Origin of the sequence: Roseinatronobacter bogoriensis DSM 18756, from assembly GCF_004366635.1 — a bacterium.
In the GTDB taxonomy this organism is placed as follows: Bacteria; Pseudomonadota; Alphaproteobacteria; order Rhodobacterales; family Rhodobacteraceae; genus Roseinatronobacter; species Roseinatronobacter bogoriensis.
Genome location: NZ_SORN01000003.1, coordinates 38970 through 55497 on the forward strand (window position 1 = coordinate 38970; position 16528 = coordinate 55497).

At 59.1% G+C, this 16528-nt stretch carries 14 protein-coding genes; 10 read left to right on the plus strand and 4 right to left on the minus strand.

Annotation, left to right across the window (positions count from 1 at the left end):
- Nucleotides 1–28: 28 nt before the first annotated feature.
- The gene (gene dgcA, locus EV660_RS08450) at nucleotides 29–991 is read right to left on the minus strand and encodes an N-acetyl-D-Glu racemase DgcA (protein WP_071479904.1); all 963 of its coding nucleotides are present in this window, start codon (nucleotides 989–991) and stop codon (nucleotides 29–31) included.
- Between the two features lie 71 nt (nucleotides 992–1062).
- Complete coding sequence (gene dgcN, locus EV660_RS08455) at nucleotides 1063–2064, minus strand: N-acetyltransferase DgcN (RefSeq protein WP_071479903.1); 1002 nt, start codon at nucleotides 2062–2064, stop codon at nucleotides 1063–1065.
- Between the two features lie 264 nt (nucleotides 2065–2328).
- On the opposite strand from dgcN, the gene EV660_RS08460 reads away from it, so the two are divergent.
- On the plus strand, nucleotides 2329–3285 hold the full coding sequence (locus tag EV660_RS08460) for an L-malyl-CoA/beta-methylmalyl-CoA lyase (RefSeq protein WP_071479902.1): 957 nt from the start codon (nucleotides 2329–2331) through the stop codon (nucleotides 3283–3285).
- Nucleotides 3286–3420: 135 nt separating this feature from the next.
- Here EV660_RS08460 and dnaE read toward each other — a convergent pair whose 3' ends face one another.
- Nucleotides 3421–6864, minus strand: a complete 3444-nt coding sequence (dnaE, locus tag EV660_RS08465; RefSeq protein WP_100319069.1) for a DNA polymerase III subunit alpha — start codon at nucleotides 6862–6864, stop codon at nucleotides 3421–3423.
- 175 nt (nucleotides 6865–7039) lie between these two features.
- Between dnaE and EV660_RS08470 the strand changes: the two genes are divergently transcribed.
- The 9 genes from EV660_RS08470 to EV660_RS08510 all read left to right on the plus strand — a co-directional run bounded on the left by EV660_RS08470 (nucleotide 7040) and on the right by EV660_RS08510 (nucleotide 16042).
- Nucleotides 7040–8566, plus strand: coding sequence for an ABC transporter ATP-binding protein (locus EV660_RS08470; RefSeq protein ID WP_071479901.1), 1527 nt, complete (start codon nucleotides 7040–7042; stop codon nucleotides 8564–8566).
- Nucleotides 8563–9648 carry an ABC transporter permease gene (locus EV660_RS08475; protein ID WP_100319070.1) on the plus strand — a complete coding sequence of 362 codons (1086 nt, stop codon included), beginning with the start codon at nucleotides 8563–8565 and terminating at the stop codon, nucleotides 9646–9648. Before EV660_RS08470 ends, EV660_RS08475 begins: the two co-directional genes overlap by 4 nt.
- A complete protein-coding gene (locus EV660_RS08480) occupies nucleotides 9645–10574 on the plus strand; it encodes an ABC transporter permease (RefSeq protein WP_071479900.1) in 930 nt (309 codons plus the stop codon). Before EV660_RS08475 ends, EV660_RS08480 begins: the two co-directional genes overlap by 4 nt.
- Before the next feature lie 32 nt (nucleotides 10575–10606).
- Nucleotides 10607–11671 (plus strand): BMP family ABC transporter substrate-binding protein, encoded by a 1065-nt coding sequence (locus tag EV660_RS08485; RefSeq protein WP_071479899.1) that lies wholly within the window; start codon nucleotides 10607–10609, stop codon nucleotides 11669–11671.
- 181 nt (nucleotides 11672–11852) lie between these two features.
- Nucleotides 11853–12446, plus strand: a complete 594-nt coding sequence (locus tag EV660_RS08490; protein ID WP_100319071.1) for an HD domain-containing protein — start codon at nucleotides 11853–11855, stop codon at nucleotides 12444–12446.
- 63 nt (nucleotides 12447–12509) lie between these two features.
- A complete protein-coding gene (hemF, locus tag EV660_RS08495) occupies nucleotides 12510–13406 on the plus strand; it encodes an oxygen-dependent coproporphyrinogen oxidase (protein ID WP_071479898.1) in 897 nt (298 codons plus the stop codon).
- Between the two features lie 66 nt (nucleotides 13407–13472).
- The gene (panC, locus tag EV660_RS08500; RefSeq protein WP_071479897.1) at nucleotides 13473–14342 is read left to right on the plus strand and encodes a pantoate--beta-alanine ligase; all 870 of its coding nucleotides are present in this window, start codon (nucleotides 13473–13475) and stop codon (nucleotides 14340–14342) included.
- A complete protein-coding gene (panB, locus tag EV660_RS08505; protein WP_071479896.1) occupies nucleotides 14339–15148 on the plus strand; it encodes a 3-methyl-2-oxobutanoate hydroxymethyltransferase in 810 nt (269 codons plus the stop codon). The genes panC and panB overlap by 4 nt, the downstream gene beginning before the upstream one ends.
- A gap of 306 nt (nucleotides 15149–15454) precedes the next feature.
- Complete coding sequence (locus tag EV660_RS08510) at nucleotides 15455–16042, plus strand: NADPH-dependent FMN reductase (protein WP_071479895.1); 588 nt, start codon at nucleotides 15455–15457, stop codon at nucleotides 16040–16042.
- A 291-nt stretch (nucleotides 16043–16333) separates the two neighbouring features.
- Here EV660_RS08510 and EV660_RS08515 read toward each other — a convergent pair whose 3' ends face one another.
- Nucleotides 16334–16468 (minus strand): entericidin A/B family lipoprotein, encoded by a 135-nt coding sequence (locus EV660_RS08515; RefSeq protein WP_100319072.1) that lies wholly within the window; start codon nucleotides 16466–16468, stop codon nucleotides 16334–16336.
- Nucleotides 16469–16528 lie beyond the last annotated feature (60 nt).

Below are 16528 nucleotides of genomic sequence, written 5' to 3' on the forward strand. Positions count from 1 at the left end.
CGCATGCGCAGGGCTTGGGGAAGAGTAGTCAGCCCCAGAGCGCAGGCAAGGGGGGATGAGCACCCTTTTCATCATAGTGAAGCGGTGTTGCGCGATCCTCGGCCAGCAAAAGCGGGCCATCCAGATCCACGATCTCAGCGCCTTGGGCCACCAGAACGGCAGGGGCCATTGCCAGCGAACTGCCGACCATGCAACCGACCATAACGGTAAATCCTTCGGCGCGTGCGGCATCACGCAGGGCCAGGGCCTCGGTCAGTCCGCCGGTCTTGTCCAGCTTGATATTGACCATGTCATATTTTCCGCGCAACGCGGGCAGGCTGGCGCGGTCATGGCAAGATTCATCGGCACAAACCGGCAGCGGGCGCGCAATCTCGCCCAACATCCCGTCACTGCCAGCGGGCAGGGGCTGTTCCACCATGGCAACACCCAGCCGCAGCAAATGCGGTGCCAGATCGCTGTAGACTTCGGCGCTCCAGCCTTCATTGGCATCAATGATAATCCGTGTATCCGGCGCACCACGTCGGACGGCCTCCAGACGGGGCATGTCGTCCGGGGTTCCAAGCTTGATTTTCAACAACGGCCTGTGGGCATGTTTGCGTGCCGCAATTTCCATCTTGTCCGGGCTGTCCAGCGACAGGGTAAAGGCAGTTTGCATTGGCCCCGGTTCCGCAAGGCCCGCGAGCTGCCAAACCCGCCGCCCCGCGCGCTTTGCGTCCCAATCCCATAATGCGCAATCCACGGCATTGCGCGCGGCCCCGGCAGGCAGCGCGTCCTGCACCTCGGCACGCGTTACCCCGGCGGGCAACCTTTCGATCTGCGCGCGCACTGATGCCAGCGTTTCATCGTAACGCGCATAAGGCACGCATTCACCCCGTCCGCGCACACCATCGCGTGTGATATCAATGGTCAGCACATCTGCATGCGTGCGTGATCCGCGTGCGATTGTGAACACTTCGGCCAATGCAAAGCGATCCTCGGTGACTGTCAGCATGCCAACTCCATTTTCTTGCACGAAATACTCTGGGGTGAATTGAGCCGCAGGCGAAAAAGGGGCAAAGCCCCTTATACCTCGGCCAAGGCATCAACCAGCCGCCCGGCACCGTGGCGGAACGGGTCGACTGTCGGCAAGCCCATGCGTGCTTCGACCTGTTGACAATAATCCAGGGCCTCTTGCTCGGACATGGCGGCGGTATTGATCGAAATCCCCACGACCTTGCAGGCCGGGTTGGCCACGCGCGCCAGGTGTAGCGCGGTGTCGCGCAGATCCTCAAGCGATGGCAATGCATAGCCGGGCAGGCCGCGCATATGGGTGCGCGTTGGCTCGTGGCTCAGGATCAGCGCATCGGGCTGGCCGCCATGAATCAGCGCCATCGTGACCCCGGAATATGACACATGGAACAACGACCCCTGCCCCTCGATCAGGTCCCAGTGGTCGGGATCATTGTCGGGCGTCAGCCATTCCACCGAACCGGCCATGAAATCGGCAATTACGGCGTCCAGTGGCACGCCATCGCCAGTGATCAAAATGCCGGTCTGGCCTGTGGCGCGGAAGCTGGCCTTCATGCCGCGCGCAACCATCTCGCGTTCCATGCACAGGGCGGTATACATCTTGCCGACCGAGCAATCGGTCCCGACTGCAAGGCAGCGTTTTCCTGCGCGCTTTTCGCCGTTGGCAATCGGGTATTGCACAGACGGGACGCGGACATCATGCAAGGTGCGCCCCGTGGCCTCTGCCACAGCTTTCAGGTCCGGCTCGTCACGAAGCAGATTATGCAGCCCCGAGGCCAGATCAAACCCTTCTTCAAGCGCGGTGACCAGAACTTTCTTCCACGCGGCCGAGATGACGCCACCACGATTGGCCACGCCGATCACAAGGGTCTTGGCACCTGCCGCCTTGGCTTCGGCCAGCGTCATGTCGGGCAGTTTCATGTCGGCCTTGCAGCCCTCCATGCGGAACTGCCCGATGGCGAAATCCGGCCGCCAGTCCTTGATGCCCTGCGCAACTTTGGCGGCCAATGGGTCGGGCGCGTCGCCCAGAAACAACAGATAGGGGGTCTGGATCATGTCGGACTCCGATATGTGGTCAGGTGCAAGTGGTAAGTCTTGCGCAGTTTCTGGCGAATGTTGTCGTTAAATTACAGGTTTAGACATTATTCTTGGGAAGTTTCTTCTGCAAACTGCGTGTTTTGCGCAGGAAATGTGCAACCGTCCTGCCGCATTGCAGCACAGCTAGCTTTGCAGGTGCAGAAGACTGCTTGCGCGGCAATGCGCAACAATATATCCCAAGCCCCGAGATATTCGACATTTCCTGACTTAGATAGGTGACGCATGAGCTTTCGTATCCAGCCCACACCCGCAGCCCGCCCCAACCGGTGTCAGCTTTTTGGCCCTGGTTCGCGCACCGCTTTGTTCGAGAAAATGGCTGCAAGTGCCGCAGATGTCATCAATCTTGACCTTGAGGACTCGGTGGCGCCGTCCGACAAGGACACGGCGCGCGCGAATATTATTGCCGCCACGCATGATGTGGATTGGGGCAACAAGTATCTGTCTGTGCGCATCAATGGTCTGGATACGCCTTTCTGGTACCGCGATGTCGTGGAGTTGCTGGAACAGTCCAGCGACCGGCTGGACCAGATCATGATTCCGAAAGTCGGGTGCGCGGCAGATGTCTATGCTGTAGATGCTTTGGTCACCAGCATCGAGGCCGCGAAGGGCCGCAAGAAGCGTATCAGCTTCGAGGTCATCATCGAATCCGCTGCCGGGATCGCACATGTGGAAGAGATTGCCGCTTCCAGCCCGCGCTTGCAGGCCATGAGCCTTGGCGCAGCGGATTTCGCGGCGTCGATGGGCATGTCGACCACCGGCATTGGCGGGACGCAGGAAAATTACTACATGCTGCGCGACGGCGCGCAATACTGGTCTGACCCGTGGCACTGGGCGCAATCGGCGATCGTGGCGGCGTGTCGCACGCATGGGGTTTTACCCGTCGATGGCCCATTCGGTGATTTCAGCGATGATGACGGCTTTCGTGCACAGGCCCGCCGCTCTGCCACGCTGGGCATGGTGGGTAAATGGGCGATTCACCCCAAACAGGTGGCCCTGGCCAATGAGGTGTTCACCCCGTCCGAGGCTGCGGTCGCAGAGGCGCGAGAGATTCTGGAAGCGATGGAAGCTGCCAAAGCGCGCGGCGAGGGGGCTACGGTCTATAAGGGGCGGCTGGTCGATATTGCTTCGATCAAACAGGCAGAAGTGATTGTGCGGCAGTCCGAGATGATCGCGGGCTGACCGTTCTGTTCCGACACAGGGGGGTGTGGGGGACCAAAGAGGGGCGCGGCGATGCCGCGCCCCTCTTTGGTCCCCCACTGGTGGCGCTTTGCCGCTGGCAAAGCGCGCCGGATGGGCTTGCGCCATCGCGGCCTGTTACATTTCCTCAACCATCACGACACCCCCCAGTGACTTCACAGCCCCTTTTATCTGTGGCGTGATGGCAAACATCTGACCGGTGTCGATGTCGTATTCCTGACCCTGCGCAATATCAGTGACGCAGAACCAAAGCGGCCCGCGCGCCCGCGCCGGCCCCTCCTTGTAGCGCGCCAGCAAGGCCGCGACCGAACTGATCGCATCGGGCGACTCGACATGAATGCGCAAGCCCGCCGCGCCAGCATCCGCCACCACTGAATCGATGGGCTGGATACCCCGCGCCAGGAGTTTCAGGGTTTCTGCCTCCATCGTGGCCTCGACAGTGAGCACGACATTCTGCCCGGTTTCCAGATATTGGCGTCCTGCCTCCAGAGTGTCGGAAAAGACGGTGACCTCATAAAGCCCGGTCGGATCGGAGAGTTGCACAAAAGCGAAGCGGTTGCCGCGTGCGGATTTGCGTTCCTGCCGCCCTGAAACAGAGCCAGCAATCTTGGCGACAAATGCCCCCTCTGCGGCCTTCTTCTCGACCTCGGCCAGTGTCAGCACCTGTTTGCGTTTCAGCGGGCCTGCATAGTCATCCAGCGGGTGGCCGGACAGGTAGAAGCCCACGGCCTGATGCTCATGCCCCAGCCGCTCTGTTGGAAGCCAGTCATCCACCTGTGCAAGGCGCGGTTCGGGAATATCTTCGCCCGCTTCGCCAAAGAGTGACACCTGATTGGAGGCGCGTGCCTCGTGAATCGCGGCGGAATAGGTCACCAGCTTGTCGAGGCTTTCGAATACGCGGCGGCGGTTGCGGTCCAACTGGTCGAACGCGCCTGCCCGCGCCAGCATTTCCAGTGGGCGTTTGCCCACACGCTTCAGGTCTGCGCGGCGGGCAAGGTCGAAGATCGTGGCAAAGGGCCTGTCGCTGCGGGCATCGACGATCAGGCGCATGGCGTCCACACCAACATTTTTCAGCGCGCCAAGACCGTAGACCAGCGCACCATCCTGCACATCGAACCGCGCGCGAGAGCGGTTGATGCAGGGCGGCACGACCTCAATCTCCAGCCGGTCGACTTCGCGTTTGTAAACCGCCAGCTTGTCGGTCAGGTGCAAGTCGCAATTCATTACACCGGCCATGAATTCGACCGGGTAATTCGCTTTCAGATAAGCGGTCTGATAGCTGACGACAGCATAGGCAGCGGCGTGGGATTTATTGAAGCCGTAATTGGCGAATTTCTCCAGCAGATCGAACACCTCGCCCGCTTTCTTCTTGTCCACGCCATTGGCCACAGCGCCATCGACGAATTTGGGGCGTTCCTTGGCCATTTCTTCGGCAATCTTCTTGCCCATCGCGCGGCGCAACAGGTCGGCACCGCCCAGGCTATAGCCCGCCATGACCTGTGCGATCTGCATCACCTGTTCCTGATAAACGATGATCCCTTGGGTTTCCTCCAGAATGAAATCAATTGACGGGTGGATCGATTCCAGCGGCCTTAGGCCGTTTTTCACCTCGCAATAGGTGGGAATGTTTTCCATCGGGCCGGGACGATACAGCGCCACAAGCGCCACGATATCTTCGATACAGGTGGGTTTCATGCGCCGAAGCGCATCCATCATGCCCGAGCTTTCCACCTGAAACACGGCCACAGTGCGCGCGGAGGCATAGAGTTTGTAGGTCGCCTCGTCATCCAGCGGGATGGCCGAGATATCCAGATCAACACCGCGACGGCGCAGCACCTCGATTGCGTTCTGAATGACCGTCAGGGTTTTGAGGCCAAGAAAGTCGAACTTCACCAGACCGGCCTGTTCAACCCATTTCATGTTGAATTGCGTGGCTGGCATGTCAGAGCGCTGGTCGCGGTAAAGCGGCACCAACTCATCCAGCGGGCGGTCGCCAATAACAACACCGGCCGCGTGGGTCGAGGCGTTGCGCAACAGCCCTTCGACCTTCTGTGCGTGGGTCAGAAGCCGGTCCACCACCTCTTCGGATTTGGCAGCCTCGCGCAGGCGCGGTTCATCCGCCAGTGCTTTCTCGATGCTGACAGGCTTCACCCCTTCCACCGGGATCAGCTTGGATAGTTTATCCACCTGCCCATAAGGCAATTGCAGCACACGCCCCACATCGCGCACAGCCGCTTTGGACAGCAGCGCACCGAATGTGATGATCTGGCCAACCTTGTCGTGGCCATACTTCTCTTGAGTGTAGCGGATCACCTCTTCGCGGCGGTCCATGCAGAAGTCGATATCGAAATCCGGCATGGACACACGTTCCGGGTTCAGGAACCGCTCGAACAGCAGCGCATATCGCAGCGGGTCAAGGTCGGTGATGGTCAGTGCATAGGCCACCAGACTGCCCGCCCCGGACCCACGACCGGGGCCAACAGGGATGTCATTGTCCTTGGCCCATTTGATGAAATCGGCCACGATCAAGAAATAGCCGGGAAACCCCATGCCCTCGATGATGCCAAGCTCGAATTCCAGGCGCTTTTCATACTCCTCCACTGGTGCCGCATGCGGGATGACCGCCAGACGCGCGGCCAAACCTTCCTTGGCCTGCCGCCGCAACTCCTCCACCTCGTCATCGGCAAAGCGCGGCAGAATGGGCGGGCGCTTTTCGGCCTTGTAGGCGCAGCGCCGGGCAATCTCGACAGTGTTTTCCAGCGCCTCGGGCAGATCAGCGAAAAGTGCGGCCATTTCTTCAGGCGATTTCAGATAATGCTGCGGTGTCAGGCGGCGGCGCGGTGCGGCCTGATCCACATAAGAACCTTCCTTGATGCAAAGCAGCGCATCATGGGCCTCGTACATATCTGATTTCGGAAAATAGGCGTCATTTGTGGCCACAAGCGGCAGGTCCATCGCATAGGCCATCTCGACAAAGGCGCGCTCGGTCACGCGTTCTGCTTCCATCATCTGGCCATCGCCATCAGCATGGCGCTGCAATTCGACATACAGGCGGTCAGGATAGGTCTTTGCCAGAAATTCCATCAAGGCGCGAGCTTTTGGCAACTGGTTGGTCTGGATCAGCTTGCCCACAGCCCCCTCAGACCCGCCAGACAGGCAGATCAGACCGTCGGAATATTGCTCCAGTTCCTCCAGCGTAACCTGTGGCACTGCACGATCCTTGGGCAGATACAGGCAGGAATTCAGTTTCATCAGGTTCATATAGCCGCGCTCGTTCTGGGCCAGCAGGACCACTGGCGCGGGCATGCGCAGCTTTTCACCGGGGGCGGGCGGGTCATAGGCGACCGAGATCTGACAGCCCAGAATGGGCTGAAGCCCGGTAGCAGAGGCGAGGACCGAAAATTCCAGCGCGGCGAACATGTTGTCGGTATCGGTCACAGCGATTGCCGGATAGCCCTTGGCCACGCTGTCCTTTACCAGTTTCTTGAGCGGAATCGCCCCTTCTAGCAGGGAATATTCCGTATGGGTGCGCAGATGAATGAAGCGAGGTGTCTGGGTCATGGTGTGACTATAGGGCGTGGGGGCGAGGCGGAAAAGGGATCATTGATTATCAATCAGGCATTGATTCAGTCTCGCCAGTCTGGGATTAGTTTTTTCTTGTGTCACAGCCCCCATGCGGCTTTGCTGGTGCGAACAAGAATGCCTGAAAAGGGCGAAGTCAGGGAGATTACATTCTATGCGCATGCCATTGCTGCGCCTTGAGGGGCTGACAAAGGCTTATCCCGGCGTTGTCGCCAATGATGATGTCTCTTTCGAAATCGGGACTGGGCAGATTCATGCACTTCTTGGCGAGAATGGTGCAGGCAAGTCGACTCTGGTGAAGATGATCTACGGGCTGGTCAAGCCGGACAAGGGCGAAATGATCCTGCGTGGCCAGCCTTTTGCGCCAGGTCAACCTTCTGATGCGCGGCGCAATGGCGTGGCGATGGTGTTTCAGCATTTCAGCCTTTTCGATGCGATGGATGTGGCCGAAAATGTGGCGTTGGGCATGGAAAACCCGCCGCCCTTGCGCGATCTGGCGCGCCGTATCCGGGATGTGTCCGAAGATTACGGTCTGCCGCTGGACCCGTCCCGGCTGGTTGGTGAACTTTCGGCCGGAGAGCGGCAGCGCGTGGAAATCGTGCGTTGTCTGCTGCAAGATCCAAAACTACTGATCATGGACGAGCCAACCTCGGTTCTGACCCCGCAGGAAGTGGATATTCTGTTTCGAACGCTGCGAAAACTGTCATCTGAGGGAACATCCATCCTCTATATCTCGCACAAGCTGGAAGAAATCCGCGCGCTGTGTGACGAAGCCACGATCCTGCGCGGTGGCCACAAGATCGCGACTTGTGACCCGCGAGAGAAATCGGCCCGCGAACTGGCAGAGTTGATGGTGGGCCAAGTGCTGCACCCGCCAGAGCGACCCGCGCGCCCAATGGGTGATGTCGTGCTGAGCGTGGAGAAGCTGTCGCTCAAGTCCAACAACCCTTTTGGCACGTCGTTGAAGGACATCTCTTTTACCCTGCGCGCGGGTGAAGTGCTGGGCATTGCGGGTGTCGCAGGCAATGGGCAGGATGAATTGCTGCTGATGCTTTCGGGCGAATTGCGCGCACCATCGGCGCAGGTCAAACTCAAGGGCTTGCCAGTGGGTCATCTGGGGCCAAATGCACGGCGAAAGCGCGGTTTGGTCAGCGCCCCTGAAGAACGCCTTGGCCATGCCGCAGCACCGGATATGAGCCTGACCTCGAATGCGCTGCTGTCGGCAAGCGAACGCAAGGGGCTTGCAAGTCGCGGTTTCATTGACTGGTCGGCGACCGAGTCATTTGCCCAACAGATCATCGAACGGTTTGATGTCCGCACCCCCGGCACGCATGTTCTGGCGCGCGCGCTGTCCGGGGGGAATTTGCAGAAATTCGTCATCGGGCGCGAGATCGAGCTTGATCCTGATGTGATTGTCGTGAACCAGCCGACATGGGGGGTTGATGCCGCTGCCGCCGCGACCATTCGGCAGGCCCTGCTTGATCTGGCGGGCAAGGGGGCGGGGGTGCTTGTCATCTCTCAGGATCTGGATGAATTGCTGGAAGTGGCCGACAGCTTCGCGGCGCTGAATGAGGGGCGCTTGTCGAAAGTACGCCCTGCCAAGGGGCTGACAGTCGAAGAGATTGGCCTGATGATGGGGGGTGCGCATGATATGCATGTGGCACATGAGGCAAGCGCATGATCCGACTTGAGAAACGCAAAGAGCCGTCGAAATTCTGGCGTATCGCCAACCCGTTTCTGGCAGTTGTCCTGACGATGATTGCGGGCGGGATCATGTTTGCCATGCTGGGCAAAGACCCGTTTGTGGCAATCAGGCTTATCTTCTTCGATCCCATCTTTTCCGAGACATTCGCCAGCTATTCGCGCCCGCAACTGCTGATAAAATCTGCGCCCCTGATCCTGATCGCAGTGGGGCTTGCCATCGGCTTCAAGGCAAATGTCTGGAATATCGGGGCCGAGGGGCAGTATATTATCGGAGCGCTTTTTGGTGCGGGGGTGGCGCTCGCGTTCTTCCCGCAGCCGGGGTGGTATATCTTCCCGCTCATGGTGCTGGCAGGTGCGTTTGGTGGCTTTCTCTGGGCGATGATCCCTGCCATTCTCAAGACGCGATTCAACACCAATGAAATCCTTGTGTCACTGTTGCTGGTCTATGTGGCTGAACGGATTCTTGCTGCAATGGCGCTGGGGCTAATGCGTAATCCCGACCAGCCCGGCTTTCCCGGTTCGCGCGATTTGCGCCGCTACGAGGCCGCGCATAATGCCGAATTGATTGCGAATACCGGAATGCACTGGGGTGTGGTTGCGGCCTTTATCGCAGTTATTTTTGCCTATGTAATCATGACACGGCACATGCTGGGCTTTCATGTCCAGCTTGCTGGCCAAGCGCCGCGCGCCGCGCGTTTTGCCGGTGTTGCGCCTGCGCGGCTGGTCGTGGTCTGTCTGGGAATTGCAGGGGCACTTGCCGGGCTTGCCGGTATGTTCGAGGTGTCCGGCCCCGGCGGGCAGGTGCGGATAGAGTTTGCCAGCGGTTATGGTTTCACAGCGATTATTGTGGCCTTTCTGGGCCGGCTGAACCCGCTGGGAATCGTGTTGGCAGGGTTCTTGCTTGGGCTGACATATATCGGCGGTGAATTGGGGCAGATGATGCTGCAACTGCCCGGTGCCGCGATACAGGTGTTTCAGGGCATGCTGCTGTTCTTTCTTCTGGCGCTCGATTTCCAGACCAATTACCGGATACGCCTGACACAAGGAATGCGCGCATGATCTTGGGCTCGATCAACCCCGCTGTTCTGATGGCTGCGCTGATGGTAGCGGCAACCCCCATCCTGCTGGCCGCAATTGGCGAATTGGTGGTGGAAAAGGCAGGCGTCCTGAACCTTGGTGTCGAGGGGATGATGATCATGGGCGCCTGTGTCGGCTTCATTGTCGCCGTCAACACAGGCAGCCCGATCATGGGATTCATCGGGGCGGCGCTGGGCGGCATTGCGCTGTCTTTGCTTTTTGCGCTGTTGACACAGGCGCTGATGACAAATCAGGTCGCCTCTGGCCTGGCGCTGACGTTGTTCGGGTTGGGGCTGACGGCGTTGCTGGGTCAGGGATATGTCGGCATCACACCCCCGCGCACACCCAAGCTGGACCTTGGCCCCTTGTCCGACATCCCGTTTCTGGGGCGCGCGCTGTTCACGCATGATATCGTTGTTTATTTGACCATTGCGCTGGTGGGGGCGGTGTGGTGGTTTCTGAAATACTCTCGCGCGGGGATGATCCTGCGTGCGGTGGGGGAGAACCACGATGCCGCTCATGCGCTGGGGTATCATGTCAAGCGTGTGCGGGTATTTGCCATCATGTTTGGTGGTGCTTGCGCGGGCCTGGGCGGGGCCTATTTGTCGCTGATCCGCGTGCCGCAATGGACCGAGGGTATGACGGTCGGTGCGGGCTGGATTGCGCTGGCGCTGGTGGTGTTTGCTAGCTGGCGGCCCTGGCGCGCGATGGCGGGTGCCTATCTCTTTGGCGGTGTCGTGGTGCTACAACTGAATTTGCAGGCCGCAGGCGTTCGTATTCCGGTCGAGTACTTGTCAATGTCGCCCTACCTGATAACCATCCTTGTGCTTGTCATCATCTCATCGGGCAAGGGACGCTCGCTGAACGCGCCCGGCTCTTTGAACAAACCTTTCCACGCCTCAAGCTGAGGCATATTGCTACCAACAGGGAGACTGGACACATGAAAAAACTGCTGACAGCTGCTGTGCTGAGTGCTGCACTCGCCACACCGGCGCTGGCCGACACAACCAAGGTCGGTTTCATCTATATTGGCCCCGTGGGCGATTTCGGCTGGACCGCGGGCCATGACCGCGCACGGCAGGAATTGCAGGAGCATTTTGGCGATGCGGTTGAAACCAGCATTGTCGAGAATGTCGATTACGGTGCTGATGCCGAGCGCGTCATGACACAAATGGCGCTGTCTGGAACCGATATGATCTTTGCGGCCTCATTCGGCTATGGGCCGGATGTCAATGCCGTGGCAGGGCGCTTTCCTGATGTCGCGTTCCAGCATGCGACTGGCTATATTCAGGAACATGACAACATATCGCTATTCGACGCACGCTTCTATGAGGGGCGCGCCGTTCTGGGCCATATCGCAGGCAAGATGACCGAAACCAACACCATCGGTTACATCGCATCCTATCCGATTCCGGCTGTGGTTTCGGGGATCAATTCGGCCTATCTCCACGCCAAGGCCGTAAACCCCGATGTGAATTTCCGCATTATCTGGACCTATTCATGGTTCGATCCGGCACTGGAAGCTGATGCTGCCGAAACACTGATCGAACAAGGTGCGGATGTGATCATGCAGCACACCGATTCGACCGCCGCTGTGCGCGTGGCCGAAGATGCAGGCGTCATGGCCTTTGGTCAGGCCAGCGACATGACAGAGTTTGGCCCGAATGCGCATCTGTCTGCCATCGTGGACCGCTGGGCACCCTATTACATCAGCCGCGTTCAGGCGCTGAAGGATGGCACATGGGAAGCGCAGAATTCCTGGATGGGCTTTGCCGAAGGCATCATCGAGATGGCCCCATGGAATGACCGCATTCCTGCCGAGTTGCAGGAAGAAGCTGATGGCCTGATTGCGGCTATTTCTGCGGAAGAATACCACCCTTTCACCGGTCCGATCAACCGTCAGGACGGCACTGCGTGGCTGGCAGATGGCGAAGTCGCGGATGACGGCGCACTTGCCACGATGGATTTCTTTGTCGAAGGCATTACGGCTGAATTCCCGAACTGATCCGGGCATTGATTGCGAAGCCCCCGGCCATGCGCCGGGGGCTTTTCTTTGCGCGCAAAGCGGCACCACCGAGGCTGTGCTACGCAATACGGCTCAGCGGTCGCAGGATTTCCGGACGTCGTGTACTTGATGCGCGCCGTATTGGCGGATATGCCATCACAAAACCTGCAAGAGACATTTCATGCCCCCACCCCCCCGCGCATGGCAACGCATGTTGTCTGGCCGCCGACTGGACCTGCTTGACCCGACCCCTGTCGATATCGAGATAGAGGATATCGCGCATGGTCTGGCCTTTGTTGCACGCTGGAACGGGCAGACGATGGGCGACTGGCCCTATTCCGTGGCCGAGCATTCGCTTCTTGTCGAAGAAATCTTTACGCGCGCCTCGGCACGCCCTGATCCGCGCTGGCAACTTGCGGCGCTGCTGCACGATGCGCCCGAATATGTAATCGGAGATATGATCTCGCCGGTAAAGGCGGCAGTCGGTCCCAGCTATGGCGAGTTGGATGACCGCTTGAGTGCGGCCATTCACATCCGCTTCGGCCTGCCTGCGCGGCTGCCTGCTGTGGTCAAGAAACGCATCAAGGCCGCCGACAAGGTTTCCGCATGGCTTGAGGCGACACAGATCGCGGGTTTTGCAGAGGCCGAGGCAAACCGCTTTTTTGGCCGCATTGATCCGGCCTTGCTGAACGGTTTGTCGTTGCATCTGCGCCCCCCGAAAGAAGCGCGCAACGCCTATCTGGCCCGGCATGCCGCCTTGCTGGCAAAAATGTAAACTTCACTTGTCACTTTTGTCCAGCCGTGCCAAATCTGGGTCTTAACGAAAGGACACTGCCCTATGACTGACGATCTGTTCATTGACCGCAAGCGCCGCGCCGCCCTTTGGTTCCGCGAGCTTCGTGACCAGATCGTTGCCGCATTCGAACATTTGGAGGATTCGCATATCGAGGGCCCCATGTCCGACCGCGCTGCGGGACGGTTCGAGATCCGCGAAACCTCGCGCACAGCGGCAGATGGTGCAGATGCGGGCGGCGGATTGATGAGCGTCATGCGCGGCGGACGCGTATTCGAGAAAGTGGGCGTCAATGTCTCGGAAGTGTTCGGCCCGCTGGGCCAACAGGCGCAGCGCTCATTGACCGCGCGCAAGGAAATTCCGGGGCTGGAAGATGACCCGCGTTTCTGGGCCAGTGGTATTTCGCTGGTTGCCCATATGCAAAACCCGCATGTTCCAGCCGTGCATATGAACACGCGCATGTTCTGGACACCGGGCGCGTGGTGGTTTGGCGGTGGTTCTGACCTGAACCCTTGTATCGAATATGCCGAAGATACCGCAGATTTTCATGCCACATTGCAGCGCCATTGCGACCCGCATGGTGCCGACCTCTACGCCAGGTTCAAGCAATGGGCGGATGAATATTTCTATATTCCGCATCGTAAGCGCGCGCGCGGTGTGGGCGGCATTTTCTATGACGATCACTGCACCGGCGATTGGGAGGCTGATTTCGCCTTCACGCAAGATGTGGGTCGCGCGTTCCTGCCTGCCTTTCTGGCGCAGGTCGAACGGCGGCGGCACATGGACTGGTCCGAGGTCGACAAGGAAACCCAGCTTGTCCATCGTGGGCTGTATGCCGAATACAACCTTGTCTATGACCGGGGTACCAAATTCGGGTTGCAGACCGGCCACGACCCCGACGCGGTGCTGATGTCACTGCCGCCCTTCGCGCGTTGGGTATAAGCAACAATCTTGCGCAGCCCGCCCGCTGGCCCTAAACACGGCGTGATCCATTCGCGAGGGGGCTTGATGAAGGTTTGTCGAACAAAGGCCGCAATTCGCGCAGAGGTTTCAGCGTGGCGCGCGGCCGGGGCCGATGTCGTGCTGGTGCCCACAATGGGCTTTTTGCACGAGGGGCACTTGTCGCTGATGCGTTTGGCACGTGCGCGTGCCGGCGTGGGCGGTAAGGTCGTCACCTCGATTTTCGTCAACCCGACTCAATTCGGGCCGGGTGAAGATCTGGACAGCTACCCCCGCGATGAAGCGCGTGATCTTGCCCTGCTCCAGCAAGAAGGGGTTGATGCGGTCTTTGCCCCTGATGTGGGCCAGGTTTACGATCCGCAGGCGCAAACTATTGTGGAAACTACCGAATTGTCGCGTGTTCTGATTGGCAAGCTGCGGCCGGGGCATTTTCGGGGTGTGGCGACTGTCGTGACCAAATTGTTCAACATCATACGGCCTGATGCGGCCGTATTCGGTGAAAAGGATTTTCAGCAACTGGCTGTTATCCGTACGATGGTGCGTGATCTGGACATGGAGATAGAGATCATTGGCGGTGCCATTGCGCGCGAAGCCGATGGGCTGGCCATGTCATCACGCAATGTGCGCCTGTCGCCTGCTGACCGTGCCGCCGCCCCCGTTCTGGCCCGCGCGCTGGATCAAGCCGCCGAAATGGCGCCCACTGGCGTTACGGCATCGCGGCTGCGCAGCCATGTTCGCGCGATGCTGGAGGCCGAGCCGCGCGCGAGTGTGCAATCAGTCGATATCCGCGATGCGGTCACCCTCGACACGATCGCAGGCCCGTTGACGCGGCCTGCGGTCATCTTGTTGGCCGTGAAGTTCGGTCAGGTTTTTCTGATCGACAACCGTGTCCTATACCCCACAAAGGAAAGCACATGAGTACCCAAGCCCCCATCCGCCGCATGACCGTTCCGCAAATCCGCGCGAAAAAGGGCGGTGAGCCGATCATCTCGCTGACCTCTTACCATGCGCATACAGCGGCGATTGTGGACAAATACGCTGATTTCATTCTGGTGGGTGACAGTCTGGGTATGGTCATGCATGGCATGGAATCGACCATCGGGGTGCCGCTGGATCTGATGATCATGCATGGCCGTGCTGTGGTGCGCGGCACAAAGCGCGCGTTGATCGTGGTCGATATGCCCTTTGGCACCTATGAAGAAAGCCCGAATATGGCGTTTCGCAACGCAGCCCGGATCATGAAGGAAACCGCCTGCGGCGCGGTCAAGCTGGAAGGCGGCGCGCGTATGGCCGAAACCATCCATTTCCTTGTGGAGCGCGGCATTCCTGTCATGGCCCATATCGGGCTGACCCCGCAATCCAGCCATGTGATGGGCGGCTTTAAGACCCAAGGCCGCGAGGAAGAAACCTGGGCCGCGCATATTGCCGATGCGGTTGCAGTGGCTGAAGCGGGCGCTTTCGCGCTTGTGGTCGAAGGCGTGGTGGAACCACTGGCCGACAAGATCACGGCAGCGGTGGATATTCCCACCATTGGCATCGGCGCGTCTGCGAATTGCGACGGCCAGATTCTGGTGCTGGAGGATATGCTTGGTCTGAATCCATGGGTGCCGAAATTCGTCAAGAAATATGGCGATCTGGGCCCCGCAATCGAACGCGCGGTCGCGGATTATGCGCAAGAGGTCAAGACCCGTGCCTTTCCGGGTGAGGATCACGTCTATCGATAGTGTGTTTTGCCCAAGCCAATATAGCCGGTGAAGGGCCGCAGGGCCCTTTACAGATGTAGGCACATGAACCAAGGCGCATAGCGTCTTTCTGGGGCGCGGGTGGCCTTCAACCTTGGTTCTTGTGCCGCAAGGGCTGCAAAGCCCGAATAACAATCACAGACAAGAATGGATCACCTTTTGAAAGGTGATGTGCACGCTTCGCGCCCAAGGGGGCGGATGCGCGCACATGGCCTGTGCAACAATCGGTGTTTCGCTTGTGTCGGACAAGGCGCAGATAAGTGATAGAAAAACAAAGGAGTATGCACCATGTCTTCCAAACCCCGTATAGCAGTCATCTTGGGTTCGACGCGCGATTCACGCTTTGGCGATGCCCCGACCGAATGGATCTTCAACCGGGCCAAAGCGCGCGATGATTGGGATGTTGAACTGGTTGACCTGAAAGCGTTCAACCTGCCTCTGTTCAACGAAGTTGCATCAAACGCTTGGGCCCCATCCGAAGATTCCGCCGCTCGCGAGTGGCAAGCGACCATCGCGCGTTTCGACGGGTTCATCTTTGTTACCCCGGAATATAACCGCTCGATCACTGGCGCACTGAAAAACGCGCTGGATCAGGCCTATGTCGAATGGAACCGCAAGGCATTCGGTATTGTCAGCTACGGTTCTGTTGGCGGCACACGCGCTGCGGAGCATCTGCGTAGCATCGGGATCGAGTTGCAGATGGTTTCAACCCGCTCTGCTGTGCATATTGGCGGCTCTGATTTCTTCAGCGTTCACCCGTTGGGCGGCGACCCCAAGCCAATCGAGTCGCTTGAAGCTTCAATCGGTGGTTCGGCAGATTCCATGCTGGAAGAGTTGGACTGGTGGACCCGCGCGACTCTTGCCGCGCGCGGTTGAGGCAACACCTTGAGGGCAAGAGAAAGGGGCGCATGTGTTGCGCCCCTTTTTCGCATCGGCACTTCACGCCGGGCCGATTCAGTTTGGGCGTGTCACTATTGTTTGCCACGTAACACAGGATACCCGATGACAACTTGTAGGGCGTTGCGGACGGTCGATGTTAGCGCGAAGCCGCGCAGCGGCGACCTTCGGCCTCGACTCCGCGCAACTGATTGTCCGCAAAGTCCCGCATAGCCACCTCGCGTGAAAGCATCGCATAGAGCGCGGGAACCGTTCGTCAGGTGGCAAACACTACTGCGCCGCGCGTGCTTCTTGCTGGATCGCAACGCCTGCGCGGGTCATGTCCTGCCCGGCACCTTCGACAGTATTGCAGGCGGCAATAAACAGAACGCCAAGCAACGGTACGGCTTTTCTAACGATTGTCATGATAGTCGCTCCTCTATGTTTGATGACCAAACGCGCGACTGCTGATTTCGTTGCGAAAAA